This is a genomic window from Microbacterium hatanonis (genome assembly GCF_008017415.1).
Lineage (GTDB): Bacteria > Actinomycetota > Actinomycetes > Actinomycetales > Microbacteriaceae > Microbacterium > Microbacterium hatanonis.
Map to the genome: position 1 here is coordinate 60,097 of NZ_VRSV01000001.1, position 16,261 is coordinate 76,357.

Below are 16,261 nucleotides of genomic sequence, written 5' to 3' on the forward strand. Positions count from 1 at the left end.
GTCAGCGCACGGCGAGACCCTCCGGCGTGAGAGTGAGCGTCGTGTCGATGCCGAGCCGGTCGAGGAACCCCCGGTCGTGGCTGACGACGAGCACGGCTCCGCGGTAGGCGGCGAGCGCTTCGACGAGTCGGTCGACCGTGTCGAGGTCGAGGTTGTTCGTCGGTTCGTCGAGGACGAGCAGCTGCGCCGGTGGCTCGGCCAGGAGCAGCCGGGCGAGCGCCACGCGGAACCGTTCCCCGCCCGAGAGCGTCCGCACCGGCCTCTCGACGGCGTCGCCGCGGATGAGGAACCGTGCGAGCCGATTGCGCAGTTCTCCCGTCGGCACGTCGGGGGCCGCCTGGCGGACGACGGCGAGCACCGAGGCGTCGTCGTCGAGCCCGTCCACGCGCTGCGGCAGGTACCCCACCCGGTCGGTGTGCAGCGCCGCGAAGACACAGCTCCTGCATTCCGCGCCCGGATCGGTCGCGGAGGGCGTAACGGCGGGGAGATCGCGCGGATCGCAGGAGTCGTGTCCGCCCCGCACCAGCTGCTCGAGCAGGCGTGTCTTGCCGACGCCGTTCGCCCCGACCAGGGCCACCCGCTCGGGGCCCTGGATCACCCATTCGCCGAGCGTTGCGATGCGGCGCCCCGCGGCGACCCCGGGGTTGGGGAGGTCGATGCGGATCGCGTCGTCGTCGCGCACCCGGCGCTCGGCCGCCTCGCGGGCGGACCGGGCCGCGGCCTCCTTCTCGCGCACCTCGGTGCGGAGCCTGCCTGCCGACACCTGGGCGGCGCGTTTGCGGGCGCCCATGACGATCTTCGGCTCCCGCTTCTCGGCGAAGGCCTTCTCACCCATCTGGCGCCGGCGCGAGATCGTCGTCTCCGCCTCGATGCGCTGCCGCTTCTCACGGCGTTCCGATTGGACGGCGTCGCGTTCTGCCCGGCGCGCCGCCTCCTGCTCGGCGTCCGACCACGCGCGCCACGCGGAGTAGGGCCCGCCGAAGACCGACAGCTCGTTCTCGTAGAGCTCGGCGGTGTCGTCCATCAGATCGAGCAGCTCGGTGTCGTGGCTGACGACCACCAGCGCCCCGCGCCATCCGCGCACGATCTGCCCGAGGCGTTCGCGCGCATCGCGGTCGAGGTTGTTCGTCGGCTCGTCGAACAGCGCGATCGCTGCTCCGCTCAGTCGGATGCCGGTGATCGCGGCGAGCACCGCTTCGCCGCCCGAGAGCTCGCCCACCCGTCGGTCGAGCGCGGTCGGGTCGAGACCCGCCTCGGCCAGGGCGGCGTGAGAGCGCGCCTCGACGTCCCAGTCGTCGCCGACCGCGTCGAAGTGATGGGGGGCGACGTCACCCGATTCGATCGACCGCAGTGCCGCGAGCGTCGGCGCGACGCCGAGGAGATCCGCGACCGGTCGGTCGACGTCGAGCGTCAGCCGCTGCGGCAGGTAGGCGGTGGCGCCCACCCGGTGCACCGCGCCGGAGGTGGGCACGAGTTCGCCCGAGGCGAGACGCAGGAGGGTGGACTTGCCCGAGCCGTTGCGGCCGATGAGGCCGGTGCGTCCGGGGCCGAACGCCCCGGAGAGGCCGCGGAGGGCGAGGGTGCCGTCGTCCCACTCGAGGGAGACGGCGTCGAAGAGGAGGGCAGGGGTGTGGGAGGGGGTGGGCACGATGCTCCGATGGTGTGCAAGCACTGACACCGGACCAGGCCCTCGAGGGGCGGGTCTACCGAGTTACGGCGGGTCGACGGTTCAGCGCGCGGACAGGGGCGCGGAAGCAGCGTCGATCTTCACCGGAGGGATCCTCTTGCTCGGGACGGGGACTCCGATGCTAGCCGAGCGGATGCTGCGGCGCACGCTCTTCTTCGGCGGGCGGCACCCGCTCGGCGCCGGCGCTCGACCCCGCGGCATCCGCCAACCGCCTCCCGAGGAACCCGCGCACGTCGTCGAGCTCGGGGCCGGAGACGCCGTGGGTGAGCCCCGGGTAGACACGTCCGCTGAGGTCGCAGTGGCGGGGGAGCCAGTCGATCGTGTGATCGACGAGAGCACCCGGGATGACGTCGTCGTGCGTGCCCCGCCCCCAGAAGACGGGCGGTCGCCGCTCGGCGAGCGCGGCGTCGCCGGGCAGCTCGCCCGGGGAGGCGTAGCCGGAGAGGTTGACGGCGAAGGCGAACCGCTCGGGGGAGACCCGCAGCGCCTGCAGCGACACCGCACCGCCCTGCGAGAAGCCCAGGAGACCCACGGTGGCGGCATCGGTCGACGCGTCGACCCACTCGATCAGCCGCTCGGCCGCGGCGGTGACGTCGGCGGAGTCGCGGCCGTTCAGCCCCTCGATCGGGTACCACGAGAACCCGGGCGCGGGAAAGGGCGGGGTCAGCGGCGCGCGCACCGCCGCGACCACGAACTCGGGCGGCAGGTGCACCGCGAGGGCGAACAGATCGGCCTCGTCGGCGCCGTAGCCGTGCAGCACGACGAGCACCGGACGGTCGGAGCGCTCGGCCGGTTCGGCGGACCAGAGCACGGCGGACGGGTCGAGAGGCGCGATCTCGCTCATGACTCCAGTGTCGCAGGACGCCCCGACATCCGCCTCCCTGGTGGAGCGTGCCCTCGGCGGATGCGCGCCGGTCTTGATATACAGGGAGCATGCCCGTGCGCACCCCCGATCCCGAACCCGACGACAGCGGCGACGAGAGCCCGCGCGACCCGTTGGGCTCGACCTTCGGCACTCCGTCGACGCAGAGCAACGGGAACCCCGGGTGGCTGAGCGACATCGAGCTCACCGAGGCGCGCCGCCGGCTGCCGATGATCTACGTCGAGGCCCTCCCCGTGCGCACCGACGGCATGGGTGCGGTCGTGCAGGTCGGCATCCTCCTGCGCGCGACCCCGATCGGCGAGATGACCCGCACGCTCGTGTCGGGGCGCATCCGGTACGGCGAGACCGTGCGCGACGCGCTCTTCCGCCACCTCGAGAACGACCTCGGGCCGATGGCCTTCCCCCTGCTGCCGCCCTCGCCGACCCCGTTCACGGTCGCCGAGTACTTCCCGATGCCGGGGCTCAGTCCCTTCCACGACGATCGTCAGCACGCCGTCTCGCTGGCATTCGTCGTGCCCGTGACCGGCACGTGCGAGCCGCGTCAGGACGCGCTCGAGGTCACGTGGCTCTCGCCCGAGGAGGCGGCATCCGACGCCCTCGCCGACGAGATGGAGGGCGGGCGCGGAACCCTCATCCGTCTGGCCCTGGCGAGCGTGGGCGCCCTGCGCTGACGCTCAGGTGAGCTCGGCCACGGCGGCGACGAACGCGTCGACGTCTCCCTCGGTCGTGTCGAAGCTGCACATCCAGCGCACCTCGCGGCGCGCCTCGTCCCAGTCGTAGAAGCGGAAGCGCTCGCGCAGACGGTCGGCCACGCCCCCGGGCAGCACCGCGAAGACGCCGTTCGCCTGCGTGGGCTGCGTGAACGACACCCCGGTGATCGATCCATCGGCGATTCCGGCCTCCACGCCCGCGCGCAGACGCTGGGCCATCGCATTGGAGTGCCGGGCGTTCTGCAGCCAGAGATCGCCGTCGAGCAGCGCGATGAGCTGCGCCGAGACGAAGCGCATCTTGCTCGAGAGCTGCATGTTGAGCTTGCGGAGGAAGGGGAGGCCCTCGGATGCCGCGGGGTCGAGCACGACGACGGCCTCGCCGATCATGGCGCCGTTCTTCGTGCCGCCGAAGCTCAGCACGTCGACGCCCGCGTCGCGCGTGAAGGCGCGCAGCGGCAGGTCGAGGGCGGCGGCGGCGTTGGCGATGCGCGCGCCGTCGAGGTGCAGGCGCATGCCGAGCGGGTGGATGTGATCGGCGATCGCACGGATCTCGTCGGGGGTGTAGAGCGTGCCGAGCTCGGTCGACTGGGTGATCGAGACGACCAGGGGCTGCGCCCGGTGCTCGTCGCCCCAGCCCCACGCCTCGCGATCGATGAGCTCGGGCGTGAGCTTGCCGTCGTCGGTCGGCACGGTGAGGAGCTTGATGCCGGCGACCCGCTCGGGCGCGCCGCCCTCGTCGACGTTGATGTGCGCGGTCGTGGCGGTCACCACGGCGCCCCAGCGGGGGAGCATCGACTGCAGGCCGACGACGTTGGCGCCCGTGCCGTTGAACACCGGGAACGCCTCGACGCCCTCGCCGAGGTGGCGGACGAAGACCTCCTGCAAGCGGGTCGTGTAGACGTCCTCGCCGTAGGCCACCTGGTGGCCGTCGTTGGCTGCGGCGATCGCCGCCAGCACCTCGGGGTGCACGCCGGAGTAGTTGTCGGAGGCGAAGCCGCGCACGGCCGGATCGTGGAGGGTGGTCACGGCAACCCAGCCTAGGCGCGGTGCCCCGACGGATGCGCGCGCATGGACGCTCGCCGATGTCCGAACCGCTCGGTACCCTTCCCTCATGTCCGCCCGCCTCGAACCCGACGTGCCCGTCACGGCACCGTCGCCGATCGTGCCGCCGGCGAACGGGCCGCGGACGTTCGCGCAGATCCTCGTCAACACCGCCGTGGCGAACGTCACCACGAGCTACCTCTGGTTCGCGCTGACCTTCTGGGTCTACATCGAGACCGAGTCGGTGCTGGCGACCGGCATCATCGGCGGCGCGTACATGCTGCTGCTCGCGGTGTTCGCGATGCTCTTCGGGTCGATCGTCGACCGCAACCGCAAGCATCGCGTGATGGTGTTCTCGAGCGTGGTGACCCTCGTCGCCTTCGTCGTCGGGGGCTCTCTCTACCTCCTCTTCCCCGAGAGCTCGCTGCTCGACCTCGGCGGTCCGTGGTTCTGGCTGTTCTCGGGAATCATCCTGTTCGGCGCGGTGATCGAGAACATGCGCAACATCGCGCTGTCGACCACGGTGACCCTGCTCATGCCCGTGGAGCGCCACGCCAACGCCAACGGCCTCGTGGGAACGGTGCAGGGCATCGCCTTCGTCGTCACGAGCGTGTTCAGCGGTCTGTCGATCGGGCTGCTCGGCATGGGGTGGACGCTCGCGATCGCCGTGTCGATGACGCTCGTCGCCCTCGTGCACCTGCTCACGCTGCGCATCCCCGAGGAGAAGCCCTCGCTCGACGGCCAGAAGAGGTCGGGCATCGATCTGCGCGGCAGCATCTCGGCCGTGATGGCCGCGTCGGGGCTGTTCGCCCTCATCATCTTCTCGACGTTCAACAACCTCATCGGCGGCGTCTACATGGCGCTGATGGATCCCTACGGGCTCGAGCTGTTCAGCGTCGAGGTGTGGGGGATCGTGCTGGGCGTATCGGCGACCGGGTTCATCGCCGGCGGCCTCATCATCGCGAAGTTCGGGCTCGGAAAGAATCCCATCCGCACGATGCTGCTCGTGGTCATCGGCATGGGCGTGCTCGGGGCGGTGTTCACGATCCGCGACTGGTGGTGGCTCTACGCCGCGGGCATCTTCGTCTACATGGCCCTCGTCCCCGCCGTCGAGGCGGCGGAGCAGACAGTGATCCAGCGCGTGGTGCCGTTCCGCCAGCAGGGGCGCGTGTTCGGGTTCGCGGCGGCGTTCGAATCGGCCGCCGCGCCCATCACGGCGTTCCTCATCGCCCCGCTCGCGGAGTTCCTGATCATCCCGTACATGAATGACGACACCGGCCGCGCGACGTGGGGCTGGCTCCTCGGCGACGGGGAGGCGCGCGGGATCGCCCTGGTCTTCGCCGGCGCGGGTCTCGTGATGGTCGTGCTCGGCGTGCTGGCGTTCCTCACCCGGTCGTACCGCATCCTGTCGGTGCAGTACCAGCAGGCGCCCGAACCTGTCGAGGGCGACGTGGCCGACGCCGAGTCGACGCCCGGCACAGCGACGGCTGAGACCGACCCGGCCGGTCGGGCGGCTCCGGCGGCCGAGAAGCGCTGATCAGCCGCCGTCGCCGAGCTCCACGATCACGTCGTTCCAGTCCTCGGCGTCGTCCGACCACAGGGCGATGAACGCGTCGGCGAGTGCCCCCTCGAGTCCTTCGAGACTCTTGGTGCGGAAGATCACCGCGGCCGCGTTCAGCTCTCGCGAACCGTCGCGGGCGCCCTTGGCGAACCCCTGCCCCACGGCGCGGGTCCACGCCTCGCTCGCGGCCTTGATCGCGGCGTAGTTCGCACCGCCCGCGAGGGGTCGCGCGACGGCCGTCGACGAGACGATGGCCAGACGGCCGGCAGATGACTCCCGGAGGTCGGCGTCGAACGCGCGGGACACGTGCCGGAGCGCGGTCAGAGAACGCTCGAGGAAGCGGTAATCGCTGTCGCTCTGCCCGGCGAGCCCGCCGCCGCCGCGCCATCCGCCCACGAGGTGCAGGACGCCGTCGACGGCGCCCCTCTCATCGTGCACGGTGCGGGCGAGATCGGCGATGGCGTCTTCGTCGGTCAGGTCGGCAGCGATCGTGAGAGTTCCGGGCGCCTCGGCGACCACGGTCGCGAGTTTCTCCGGATCGCGACCTGCGACGATCACTCGCGCACCGGCGCGGGTCAGCGCGACGGCGGACGCGATACCGGCCGCGCTCGTGCCGCCGGCGAGCAGGATCGTTCGTCCGGCGACGCCGGATGCGGGAGCGGATGCTGCGGAGGGCGCGACGTCGTTGTCCATGGCCCCAGTCTCCCAGTGCGGCACTCCGGCTGCACCCCCTGCGGGTGCGGGCGTGTCAGTCGGACACGTGGTGGAGAGCGGGACGGTTCCAGGCACCGGGTGCGTCGAGCTCGCCGTAGACGATGTCGACGCCGCTCGCGTCGATCGACGCGGCGCACATGAGCAGCGACAGCGTCGGGATCCCGTGCGGGCGGTTGTCGCGCACGATCGCCCGGTCGTCGGTCGGGGGCAGCGACGCGCTCCGTTCGAGAACCGCGAGCCACTCGGCGTACCAGGGGCCGTCGGCGGCGTCGCTGGGCGCCGCGTCGAACGCGGTCAGCCACGCCGCGATCCGCGGGGTCGCTGCGTCGTCGACCTCGTCGTGGGCGATCATGTGCACTCCCGGCTCGAGCCGGACGGAGCGCACCGCATCGCCGTCCCACGACGTCACCCGTGCTCCGCTCGCGTCGATGTCGACCAGGTTGAACCCGTGCGTGGGCGGCGCCGCCACGGGAGCCCGCCCGACGACGGCGTCGAGCACGACGGCGCCCCGCGAACCGGTGGCGCCCTCCACCTCGTGGCGGTTCAGGATCACCGATACGCGCGAGCGAGACGGGTCGGCGGCGAGCCAGGCTCCTCCGGCGCGCGCGTCGCGGACTCCGACGACCCCGGGGTGCGAATCGGGCCACCACGGGCCGAGCGGGTCCCAGGCCCGTCGGGGATCCTCATCGCGGACCGCCAGCATCCGCACGGGTTCGTCGGTGTGCGCGGGTACGCGCACGATCACCGTGCACACGGGGGCTCCGGCGTCATGTCTGGCTCCTCGTCGGGGTGGGCGTGGAAGGATGGGCGGGTGTTCATCGTCGTGGGGGTCACCGGTGGCATCGCCGCCTACAAGACCGTGCACCTCGTGCGCCTGCTCGTCACGCGAGGCCACGACGTGCATGTCGTCCCCACCGAGGACGCCCTGCGTTTCGTGGGGCTCACCACGTGGGAGGCGATCAGCCGGCACCCCGTCACCACCAGTGTGCACGACGACGTCGCCGAGGTGCGTCACGTCGCGCTCGGCCGCTCGGCCGACCTCGTGGTCGTCGCGCCGGCGACCGCGAACACCCTGGCGGGCATGGCGGCGGGTCTCGCGAGAGACCTCCTCGGCACCACTCTCCTCGCGACCTCGGCCCCGGTGCTGGTCGCTCCGGCCATGCACACGGAGATGTGGAACCATCCCGCGACCCGTGCCAACGTCGAGACCCTCCGTGCTCGGGGAGTGCACCTGATCGGCCCGGAGAGCGGGCCGTTGACCGGGGGAGACTCCGGTCCCGGCCGCATGTCGGAGCCCGAGGCGATCGCAGCCGTCGCCCTCGCTCTGCTCGCGCCCCGTGCCGATCTCGACGGTCTCATCGTCGCCGTCTCCACGGGCGGCACCCGCGAGCCGATCGACCCGGTCCGATTCCTCGGGAACCGATCGAGCGGCCGCCAGGGAGCTGCCGTCGCCCTCGCCGCGGCCGACCGCGGTGCGCGGGTGGTGCTCGTCGCCGCCCACGTCGACGACGGGGCGCTCGCCGAGGCGGCGCTGCATCCGCGCATCCGCATCGAACGGGTCAACACCGCCGTGGAGCTCGAGGCCGCCATGGAGCGCGAGGCCGCCGGCGCCGACGCGGTGGTGATGGTGGCCGCCGTCGCGGACTACCGCGCCGCGCACGTGCCCGACCGCAAGCTCAGCAAGGAAGACGCCGAGGGGCCCGGCCTCACTCTCGAACTCGTGCGCACGCCCGACGTGCTCGTCGGGCTCGCCGAGCGACGACGCGGGGGTCAGACGATCGTCGGGTTCGCGGCCGAGACCGCCGCGGGCGAGGACGATCTGCTCGCACGCGCCCGCCGCAAGGCCGCGCGCAAGGGCGTCGACCTGCTCGTCGCGAACGACGTCGCGGGCGCGACGGGATTCGGCACCGCCGACAACGACGTGGTCGTGATCGATGGTGCCGGCGAGGTGGTCGCGCGGGCACGCGGCACCAAGCGCGAGATCGCCGATGTCGTCTGGGGCGCCGTGCTCACGCGGCGCGCCTGAGCGTCCGCGGCATCCGTCGTCCGAGAAGACGAGAATGCCGCGGACGCCCGCCTGTCAGGCGTCGTCGGCGCGGATCCCGGCGGTCGACTCGATCACCGGGCGCATCTTCTTCTCCAGCGCCTCGTAGAACATCGACAGCGGGAACTCGTCGTCACGGACGGCGTCGGTGAACCCCTTCGGGGGCCCGGCCAGCACCTCGTCGGGGAGACCGCGCGCCCATGCCGACGCGGGGTGCGGCTCGAGCGTGCCGCGCACGAGCTCGTACGCGGCGAGCCAGTGCGTCGTCTTCGGGCGGTCGATCGAGCGCCAGTACAGCTCGTCGATCGCGTCGCCGAGGGCGACGACAGCCGCCGGCACGTCGTCCCAGTCGAACGCGAGTGAGGTGTCGGTCCAGTGCAGCACGCCGCGCTGGTGCAGCCAGGCGAACAGCAGCTGTCCTCCGACGCCGTCGTAGTTGCGCACGCGCGTGCCCGTGATCGCGAACCGGAAGATCCGGTCGAAGATCACGGCGTACTGCACGAGCGCGGCGTGCTCGAGCATCGACAGCTCCGCCGCATCCAACGGGAGCGCCGGTTCGCCGACCGCGAGTGCGTCCACGCGGTCCTGCAGTCGCCGCTGGATCGCCACGCACTCGCGGAACGCCGTGAGATCGCAGCGGAGCTCCTCGAGCGAGTAGAGGAAGTACGGCATCCGCTGCTTGATCATGAACGGATCGAACGGCAGGTCGCCGCGCATGTGCGTGCGATCGTGGATGAGGTCCCACATCACGAACGTCTGCTCGGTGAGGGCGCGATCCTCCAGCATCCGCGCGGCGTCGTCGGGCAGGTCGAGCTTCGTGATCTCGGCGGCGGCGCGCACCACCCGGCGGTACCTCGCGGCCTCGCGGTCCTGGAAGATCGCTCCCCACGTGAACGCCGGCACCTCGCGCATCGACACGGTCTCGGGGAACAGCACGGCGGAGTTCGTGTCGTAACCCGGCGTGAAGTCCACCAGGCGCAGTGACACGAACAGGCGGTTGGTGTACTCCGTCTCGAGGCGCGCGATGAAGTCCGGCCAGATCGCCTCGACGAGCACCGCCTCCACGAGGCGGCGGGGCGAGCCGTTCTGCGTGTACATGGGGAAGACCACGAGGTGGCGTGCGCCGTCCACCCGGTGCTGCTGCGGCTGGAAAGCGACCAGCGAATCGAGGAAATCGGGTACCCCGAAGCCCTCCGCACGCCACTTCGCGAAGTCGGCGACGGATGCCGCGAGGTAGCCCGCATCCATGGGGAACCGCGGTGCGAGCTCCTCGATCGCCGTCGTGATGGAGGCGACGTGGGCGCTCGCCGACGGGTGGTCCGCAGCATCCGGGATCGAACCGTCGTCGGCCTGCAGGCCCTGCAGCGCGATCGCCGCGGCCTTCAGCGAGAGCCATTCGGCGCTGGTCTCGACGGCGTCGGTTCCGACCGTGGAGGCGTCCTCGACGACCTCGGGTTCGCCGATGATGACCTTCTCAGTGCGGAGAGGGTGCGTGATGGACATGGAACCTCCGATCCTCGGACTCGAGTCGGGGCAGCGCGGGCGGCTCCGACATCGTCGACGGTGTGCCCTCTCAGGCTACTCGTCGGCGTGGATCAGAGCGGTGCGGTCAGGAGCGGGGTCGCTGGGCGCGCAGCTTGGAGGAGAGATCGCGCAGCTGGGCGAGTTCGTCGTTCGAGAGCAGCGACATGCGCCGGGCGATCGATGCGCCGTGGATAGAGGCGACGCGTCGGAACGACGAGACGCCGGCCTCGGTGGCGCGCACCAGGGTGCCGCGGCCGTCCTCGGGGTCGGGGCACTTCGACAGCAGCCCGTTCGCGACCATGCGGTCGACCAGCCGCGAGACGCTGGGCTGGCTGATGAGCATGTTCGCGGTGACGTCGCGCAGTCGGGCCGTCATGTCGTCGCCGCGGGTGACCGTGAGCAGGACGTCGTACTCCGCCTGCGACATGTCGCTGTCGTCGAAATCGCTGCGCAGTTCGTCGAACACCTCGTGCTGGGCGCGGAACAGGCTCTCCCAGGCCTCCACAGCGAGGCGGCGATCTGTCATGCCTCCCAGATTACGGGTCGGACGCCGGTGAGGGGCCATGGCGGGGCGGTCGGATGCGGCGCGATATGCCTCGGGGCGTATCACACCGAGGTGACGCGTCTCGTCACCTCCCGGCCACGTGCGCTCCGGGCTTCGTTCACGACCGAGCCGTTCGCCGTTCGTAGGTTCGGGAGGTCTCCTTTCCTCCCCCCGGAAGGCCTGGTCCTCGTGCCTGCTCCCCGTTCCCTCCCCGCAGTCGGCGTCGTCGCCGCGCTGGTGTCCGTTCTCGCGCTGAGTCCGTCGGCGGTCGCCGCCCCGGCTGTCGCGCCCTCGATCATCGTGACCGAGATCGTCGGCGACAACGTCGGCGTCGACACCTACGAGTACATCGAGGTGCACAACACCACGGATGCGGCGGTGGACCTCGCCGCCTCCGGCATCTCGTTCGCCTACTCCTACGTCGACTCCGACCTCCGCGACCGCGATGTGCCGCTCACCGTCGCGGAGCCGCTCGTGCTGGGCAGCGGTGAGACGGCTGTGCTGTGGCTGAGCTACACGAGCTCGTCGGTCGATTCCTTCGCCCGTTCGATCGACGAGTTCCGCGCGTACCACTCCGTGCCGGCCGACACCCGGGTAGTGCGCATCACCGGACAGGCTGGCATCGCGAACGCGGGGGACCGCGGGATTCGCGTCGTGCAGGACGACGCGCTCGTCTCGTGGTCGCACGTTCCCGCCGGCGGCTTCGGCGCCGACCTCGCAACGCACTTCCGGCTGCCCCAGGACGCGGCGGATCTCGGGCTCGAGGCGCTGAGCACCTCGGCACCGCGCTCGCCGGGTGTGGTCGACCCCGGGGCTCTCGTGCGCCCGACGCCCGAGCCCGAGCCGCAGCCCGGCGAGGGCAGCCCGTGGCCGCTCGTCGTCACCGAGATCGCCCCCGACAACGCCTCGTTCGACGACTACGAGTTCTTCGAGGTGCACAACACCACCGCGGCCGACATCGACCTGAATGCGGGTTACTCGTTCCGTTACGGGTCCGACCAGTCGGACGCCGTGGACGGCGGTGTCGAGCTGGTGGTCGCCGGCGATACGGTCGTGAGCGCCGGCGAGACGATCGTCTACTGGCTCAGCTATACCTCCGGCAACGTCGACTCCTTCGCCAAGACCGAGGAGCAGTTCCGCGCGCAGTGGAGCGTGCCCGCCGAGACCCGCGTCGTGCGGGTGACGGGTCAGCCCGGCATGGCCAATGGCGGAGACCGCGGCATCCGGATCATCCGCGACGGACAGCTCGTCAGCCGCTCGTTCTACCCCGCCGGCTCTGTCGGGGTCGACCTGACGGCGCACTTCGCCCTCCCCGGCACCCGCGAGGCCAAGGTACTCGACCTGTTCGCATCGAAGGCGGCGCCCAGCCCCGGCGTGGTCGACCCCGCCGCTCTCGTCGTGCCCGCCGTGGAACCCACCCCGACTCCGAACCCCACCGAGACGACGCCGCCGGTCGACGAACCGTTCGACTCGACGCCCGGGTTCGACCCGCAGCCCGACTCCGGAGTGGCGACCGCCCCGCTGCAGGTCACCGAGGTGCTCCCCGATTCGCGCATCAACCTCGCCGGGTCCGACGCGTACGAATTCATCGAGGTCTACAACGCCAGCGACACCGCCATCGACTTCTCCGACTACTCGATCAACTACCTCTATCCCGACAATGGCACCTCGGTGCTGTGGCCGGCCGTCCCCGGCGACGTCGAGATCGCCCCCGGACAGACCCTGGTCTTCTGGATCAAGAACGGCGGCAACGCGGCGCTCGGCGCGTCGGACTTCAACGCGGCGTTCGGCACGTCGCTCACGATGGGCGAGAACCTGGTCGAGATCACCAGCGCGGGCATGGCCAACGGCAGCGCCCGCGGCATCGAAGTGGTGACCAATACCGGTCACACCGTGAGTCGCGCGCTCTACAACATGAACCTCCCGACCAAGGATGTGCAGCCGGATCAGGGGATCCGCTACATCGCCGGGGAGGAAGACGCCGCGCAGGCCCGCCTGCTCGACGTCGTTCCCGCCACTCCCGGCACGGTGCAGGCCGATCAGGTGCCGGCCGGTCTGCAGATCGTTGCCGCCGACACCGTGGCGCCGACGATCGTCGACCGCACCGCCGACTCGATCGACCCCGCGGCCGACTTCGCGATGACCTTCGAGATCGCCGATGACGTCGACGCCCGGACGGCGACCCTGACGCTCGCGAACGACGTCGACCCCGGTTCGCGCACCATCAACCTGCGCGACAACGGCCAGGGCGTCTACACCTTCGTCGTCCCCGCCGTCGACCTGACCGGCAAGGCCTGGTACGAGTACTCCGTGGTGGTGAGCGACGGCACCAACCAGACGACGCTCGAGACGACCCGCGTGGCCGTCGACGGGGCCGACACCTCGCCCGTGCGAATCAACCTCGACGACGACCAGTTCGTCTCGGGGGTCACCGAGGTGATCGCCGCCGGTGAGAGCTACCCCTCCACCGTGCAGCTGTCGATCGGCGGCGAGCAGGTCGCGACCGAGCCGAGCCTGGAGCGCGCGCCCGTCTTCGCCTTCGAGGTGTCGGGGGTCAACTTCTACTTCAAGAACGGCGTGCTCGTCGGCGAGGGTGATGATCGCGATGTGCTGCGCATCTTCGATCACACGATCAACGACTGGGAGACCCTCACCACCGCGGTGCCGTTGGAGCACGTGCGTCAGGGTGATGAGCTCGTCGTCAGCGTGTGGGCCGGCACCAAGAAGGCGCCGGAGATCGACCTCGGCGAGAACAACGACGATTTCGACATCCGCGGCCTCCGGCTCATCCTCCCCGACGGGCGCACCCTGGCCCCGAGCGGCTACGACGACCCGTCGAAGGTGCTCGGCATGGGTGACAGCGTCAACGGTTCGGGCGGGCCTACCGGAAAGCTCGACTACTTCGACGCGCGATTCACGCTGCCCGCGGATGCCTTCTCGGCGGTATCGACCGCGTGGGACACCGCGTCTGCGGCGGACGGGCCGGTCGAGATCGTCGCGTCCGACGGCGACGACACCGCCACTCGCCGCGTGACGGTCGACAACACGGCACCCGTCGTCACCTCCATGGTCGACGACGAGTACCGGGGCGAGTTCGTCCTCGACGCATCCATCACCGATGCCGGAGCAGGCGTCGCCTCGAGCGCCGTCACCCTCGACGGTGCGGCGATCGAGCTGCCCTTCACCACCTCGTCGGTGACCCTGACCCCCGGCGACCACGTGATGGAGGTCACGGCGGCCGACGCCCTCGGCAACTCGACGACCTGGTCGGCGACCTTCCGGACCTACGAGGAGCAGCCGTCCTCCGAGGTCGTCGCGCCGACCGACGGCGCCGAGGTGAAGGCCGGCGACGTGACGCTGCGCGCCACGGTGGATGACCCCATGGGTGATGTGCTCGACGTGCAGTTCCTCGAGGGCGAGCGGTTCGATCTCTCCGACGCCGAGGTGACCGCGCAGTCGGGCACCGTCAACGATGCGCGCGACACTCGACGTGAGGCGGTCGGGGTGTTGTCGGCCGATGAACTGCGAGCTCTCGCGCCGCTGGGCGGCGTCGGAACCGACGTCTCATCGTCGACCGAGTTCCCGTACCAGCTGTTCGACGTCTCGGTGGGCGACGACGTCGCGGGCTCGCAGGTGCGCACCGCGTGGCAGGGGCGCGCGAACGCCGACGCGACCGTCTTCCTCTACGCGCTCCGCGGCGACGGCTCGGGCTGGGACGAGGTCGACCGCCACGTCGCGACGACGGACGGCGAGCAGTTCGAGCTGTCGGGGATCGTCACGGCGGCCGACCATCTGCGTGACGGCAAGGTGCGAATGCTGGTGCAGCACTCGGAGGGATTCGCCGGCGAGGACCTGAGCACTCGCGACTCGGTGATCACGCCGAACAACCCCGACGACGTGGCGCGGTCGGACTACGACTTCACCCTCGCGTGGGAGTCGGACACCCAGTACTACAACGAGAACACCGTGGCCGGTAACCCGTTGAAGCACCAGGAGGCGATCCATTCGTACCTGCTCGACCAGCGCGACGAGCTTAACCTGCAGTACCTGTTCCACACCGGCGACATCGTCGACGACTGGGACCAGGAGTACCAGTGGAAGGACAACGCCGACCCGCAGTACGCGCGTCTGGATGAGGCGGGTCTGCCGTACGGCGTTCTCGCCGGCAACCACGACGTCGGATCGGAACTGGCCGACTACAGCGAATACGCGAAGTGGTTCGGCGCGGCCCGGTTCGCGGGCAACCCCTGGTACGGCGAGAGCTACCAGGACAACCGCGGACACTACGACCTGATCTCGGCCGGCGGCATCGACTTCATCATGGTGTACCAGGGGTGGGGCCCGGGTGATGAGGAGATCGACTGGATGAACGAGGTGCTCGCGCGGTACCCCGATCGGGTCGCGATCCTCGCGCAGCACGAGTTCATCCTCACCACGGGCGGTCTCGGCGACATCCCGCAACGCATCCTCGACGAGGTCGTGGCCACCAACCCGAACGTCAAGATGGTGTTCTCGGGCCACTACCACGACGCCCTCACCCGTGAGGACTCGTTCGACGACGACGGCGACGGGGTCAACGACCGCACCGTGTACTCGATGCTGTTCGACTACCAGGGTCTGCCCGAGGGCGGCCTCGGGTACCTCCGTCTGCTGCACTTCGACAACGAGGGCGAGAAGATGATGGTGCGCACCTACTCGCCGTCGCTCGATGACTACAACTCCGACGACGCGGGCCTGCTCGACCCGGTCATCGATCCGAGCGACCCGTACGTGCACCAGCAGTTCGAGCTGACGTACGACCAGCTCGGCATCGTGCCGGGCGTACGCACCCTGGGCACCGACTCGTTCACCGCCGAGGTGCTCTCCCCGACGCAGATCGCCTCGTTCGAGAACGTCGCGAGCGGCACCACGGTGGAGGCGACGTGGTCGGTGACGCAGCTCGGCGAGCACGGCTGGTACGTGCGCACGACCGATCCGTACGGCGCGATCGACTACTCGCCGGTGTCGACGTTCACGGTGGTCGACGCCGCCGTGGAGCCGGAGCCGGAGGAGCCCGGCACGGGTGAGCCGGGTACGGGTGGGCCGGGTACGGGTGAGCCGGGTACGGGTGGACCCGGGACCGGTCAGCCCGGGACGGGTGAACCGGGTTCGAGTGGTCCTGGATCGGGTGGCGCGGGTGGTTCGAGCGGCTCGGGTACTGCGGGGGACACCGCGGCCGGAGGTGATCGCGATCTGGCGACCACGGGTTCCGACGCGGCCGATCTCGCCCCGTGGGTGCTCGGGGCGTTCGGGCTCGCGGTCGCCGGTGCCCTCCTCCTCCTGCTGCGCCGACGTCGCGTGATGTAGGCGACGTCGAGGAATCGAGCGGCGGATGCTGCGGGCTCACGAAGGCTCGCAGCATCCGCTGCTTTGTCGGTGCGGGGTCAGGGGCCGGTGGCTGCTCTCGACAGCGACGACAGTCGTCGTTGCGGCGAGCCCGCGGTCGTGTGCCAGCGTTGCGCCGGGTCGAGCCATCTCGGCGCCTTGACCCAGGGGACTCCGCGGACCATCCGT

Annotated in this window: 11 protein-coding genes; 4 read left to right on the forward strand and 7 right to left on the reverse strand. The window is 70.7% G+C overall.

Translation table 11 applies throughout. The features are described from left to right. Nucleotide 1: 1 nt before the first annotated feature. Together FVP77_RS00280 and FVP77_RS00285 are read right to left on the reverse strand one after the other, a co-directional pair. A complete protein-coding gene (locus FVP77_RS00280; protein ID WP_147892726.1) occupies nt 2-1,648 on the reverse strand; it encodes an ABC-F family ATP-binding cassette domain-containing protein in 1,647 nt (548 codons plus the stop codon). 160 nt (nt 1,649-1,808) lie between these two features. Next, the gene (locus FVP77_RS00285; RefSeq protein WP_147892727.1) at nt 1,809-2,531 is read right to left on the reverse strand and encodes an alpha/beta hydrolase; all 723 of its coding nucleotides are present in this window, start codon (nt 2,529-2,531) and stop codon (nt 1,809-1,811) included. 89 nt (nt 2,532-2,620) lie between these two features. On the opposite strand from FVP77_RS00285, the gene FVP77_RS00290 reads away from it, so the two are divergent. Next, a complete protein-coding gene (locus FVP77_RS00290) occupies nt 2,621-3,241 on the forward strand; it encodes an NUDIX hydrolase family protein (RefSeq protein ID WP_147892728.1) in 621 nt (206 codons plus the stop codon). 3 nt (nt 3,242-3,244) lie between these two features. On the opposite strand, the gene FVP77_RS00295 is transcribed toward FVP77_RS00290, so the two are convergent. Next, entirely contained in the window at nt 3,245-4,306 is a 1,062-nt protein-coding gene (locus FVP77_RS00295) for a threonine aldolase family protein (protein ID WP_147892729.1), read from the reverse strand. Between the two features lie 85 nt (nt 4,307-4,391). Between FVP77_RS00295 and FVP77_RS00300 the strand changes: the two genes are divergently transcribed. Further along, on the forward strand, nt 4,392-5,858 hold the full coding sequence (locus FVP77_RS00300) for an MFS transporter (RefSeq protein ID WP_147892730.1): 1,467 nt from the start codon (nt 4,392-4,394) through the stop codon (nt 5,856-5,858). Here the strand turns inward: FVP77_RS00300 and FVP77_RS00305 are convergent, their stop codons facing one another. Then, nucleotides 5,859-6,575: an SDR family NAD(P)-dependent oxidoreductase gene (locus FVP77_RS00305; RefSeq protein WP_147892731.1), complete on the reverse strand. Its 717-nt coding sequence runs from the start codon at nt 6,573-6,575 to the stop codon at nt 5,859-5,861. 55 nt (nt 6,576-6,630) lie between these two features. Next, on the reverse strand, nt 6,631-7,350 hold the full coding sequence (locus FVP77_RS00310; protein WP_246133914.1) for an NRDE family protein: 720 nt from the start codon (nt 7,348-7,350) through the stop codon (nt 6,631-6,633). Between the two features lie 57 nt (nt 7,351-7,407). Here FVP77_RS00310 and coaBC point away from each other — a divergent pair, with 57 nt between their 5' ends. Beyond that, the gene (gene coaBC / locus FVP77_RS00315; protein WP_147892733.1) at nt 7,408-8,622 is read left to right on the forward strand and encodes a bifunctional phosphopantothenoylcysteine decarboxylase/phosphopantothenate--cysteine ligase CoaBC; all 1,215 of its coding nucleotides are present in this window, start codon (nt 7,408-7,410) and stop codon (nt 8,620-8,622) included. A gap of 54 nt (nt 8,623-8,676) precedes the next feature. Here coaBC and FVP77_RS00320 read toward each other — a convergent pair whose 3' ends face one another. Beyond that, nucleotides 8,677-10,143 (reverse strand): DUF6421 family protein, encoded by a 1,467-nt coding sequence (locus FVP77_RS00320; RefSeq protein WP_147892734.1) that lies wholly within the window; start codon nt 10,141-10,143, stop codon nt 8,677-8,679. A 106-nt stretch (nt 10,144-10,249) separates the two neighbouring features. Next, nucleotides 10,250-10,690: a MarR family winged helix-turn-helix transcriptional regulator gene (locus FVP77_RS00325; protein ID WP_147892735.1), complete on the reverse strand. Its 441-nt coding sequence runs from the start codon at nt 10,688-10,690 to the stop codon at nt 10,250-10,252. A gap of 207 nt (nt 10,691-10,897) precedes the next feature. On the opposite strand from FVP77_RS00325, the gene FVP77_RS16670 reads away from it, so the two are divergent. After that, nucleotides 10,898-16,054 (forward strand): lamin tail domain-containing protein, encoded by a 5,157-nt coding sequence (locus FVP77_RS16670; protein WP_187266757.1) that lies wholly within the window; start codon nt 10,898-10,900, stop codon nt 16,052-16,054. Nucleotides 16,055-16,261: the final 207 nt, after the last annotated feature.

Coding starts and splice junctions, on each gene's coding strand:
- FVP77_RS00325 (WP_147892735.1), bottom strand. CDS start 10,690: ATGACAGATCGCCGCCTCGCTGTGGAGGCCTGGGAGAGCCTGTTCCGC.
- FVP77_RS00300 (WP_147892730.1), top strand. CDS start 4,392: ATGTCCGCCCGCCTCGAACCCGACGTGCCCGTCACGGCACCGTCGCCG.
- FVP77_RS00290 (WP_147892728.1), top strand. CDS start 2,621: ATGCCCGTGCGCACCCCCGATCCCGAACCCGACGACAGCGGCGACGAG.
- FVP77_RS00320 (WP_147892734.1), bottom strand. CDS start 10,143: ATGTCCATCACGCACCCTCTCCGCACTGAGAAGGTCATCATCGGCGAA.
- FVP77_RS00285 (WP_147892727.1), bottom strand. CDS start 2,531: ATGAGCGAGATCGCGCCTCTCGACCCGTCCGCCGTGCTCTGGTCCGCC.
- FVP77_RS00305 (WP_147892731.1), bottom strand. CDS start 6,575: ATGGACAACGACGTCGCGCCCTCCGCAGCATCCGCTCCCGCATCCGGC.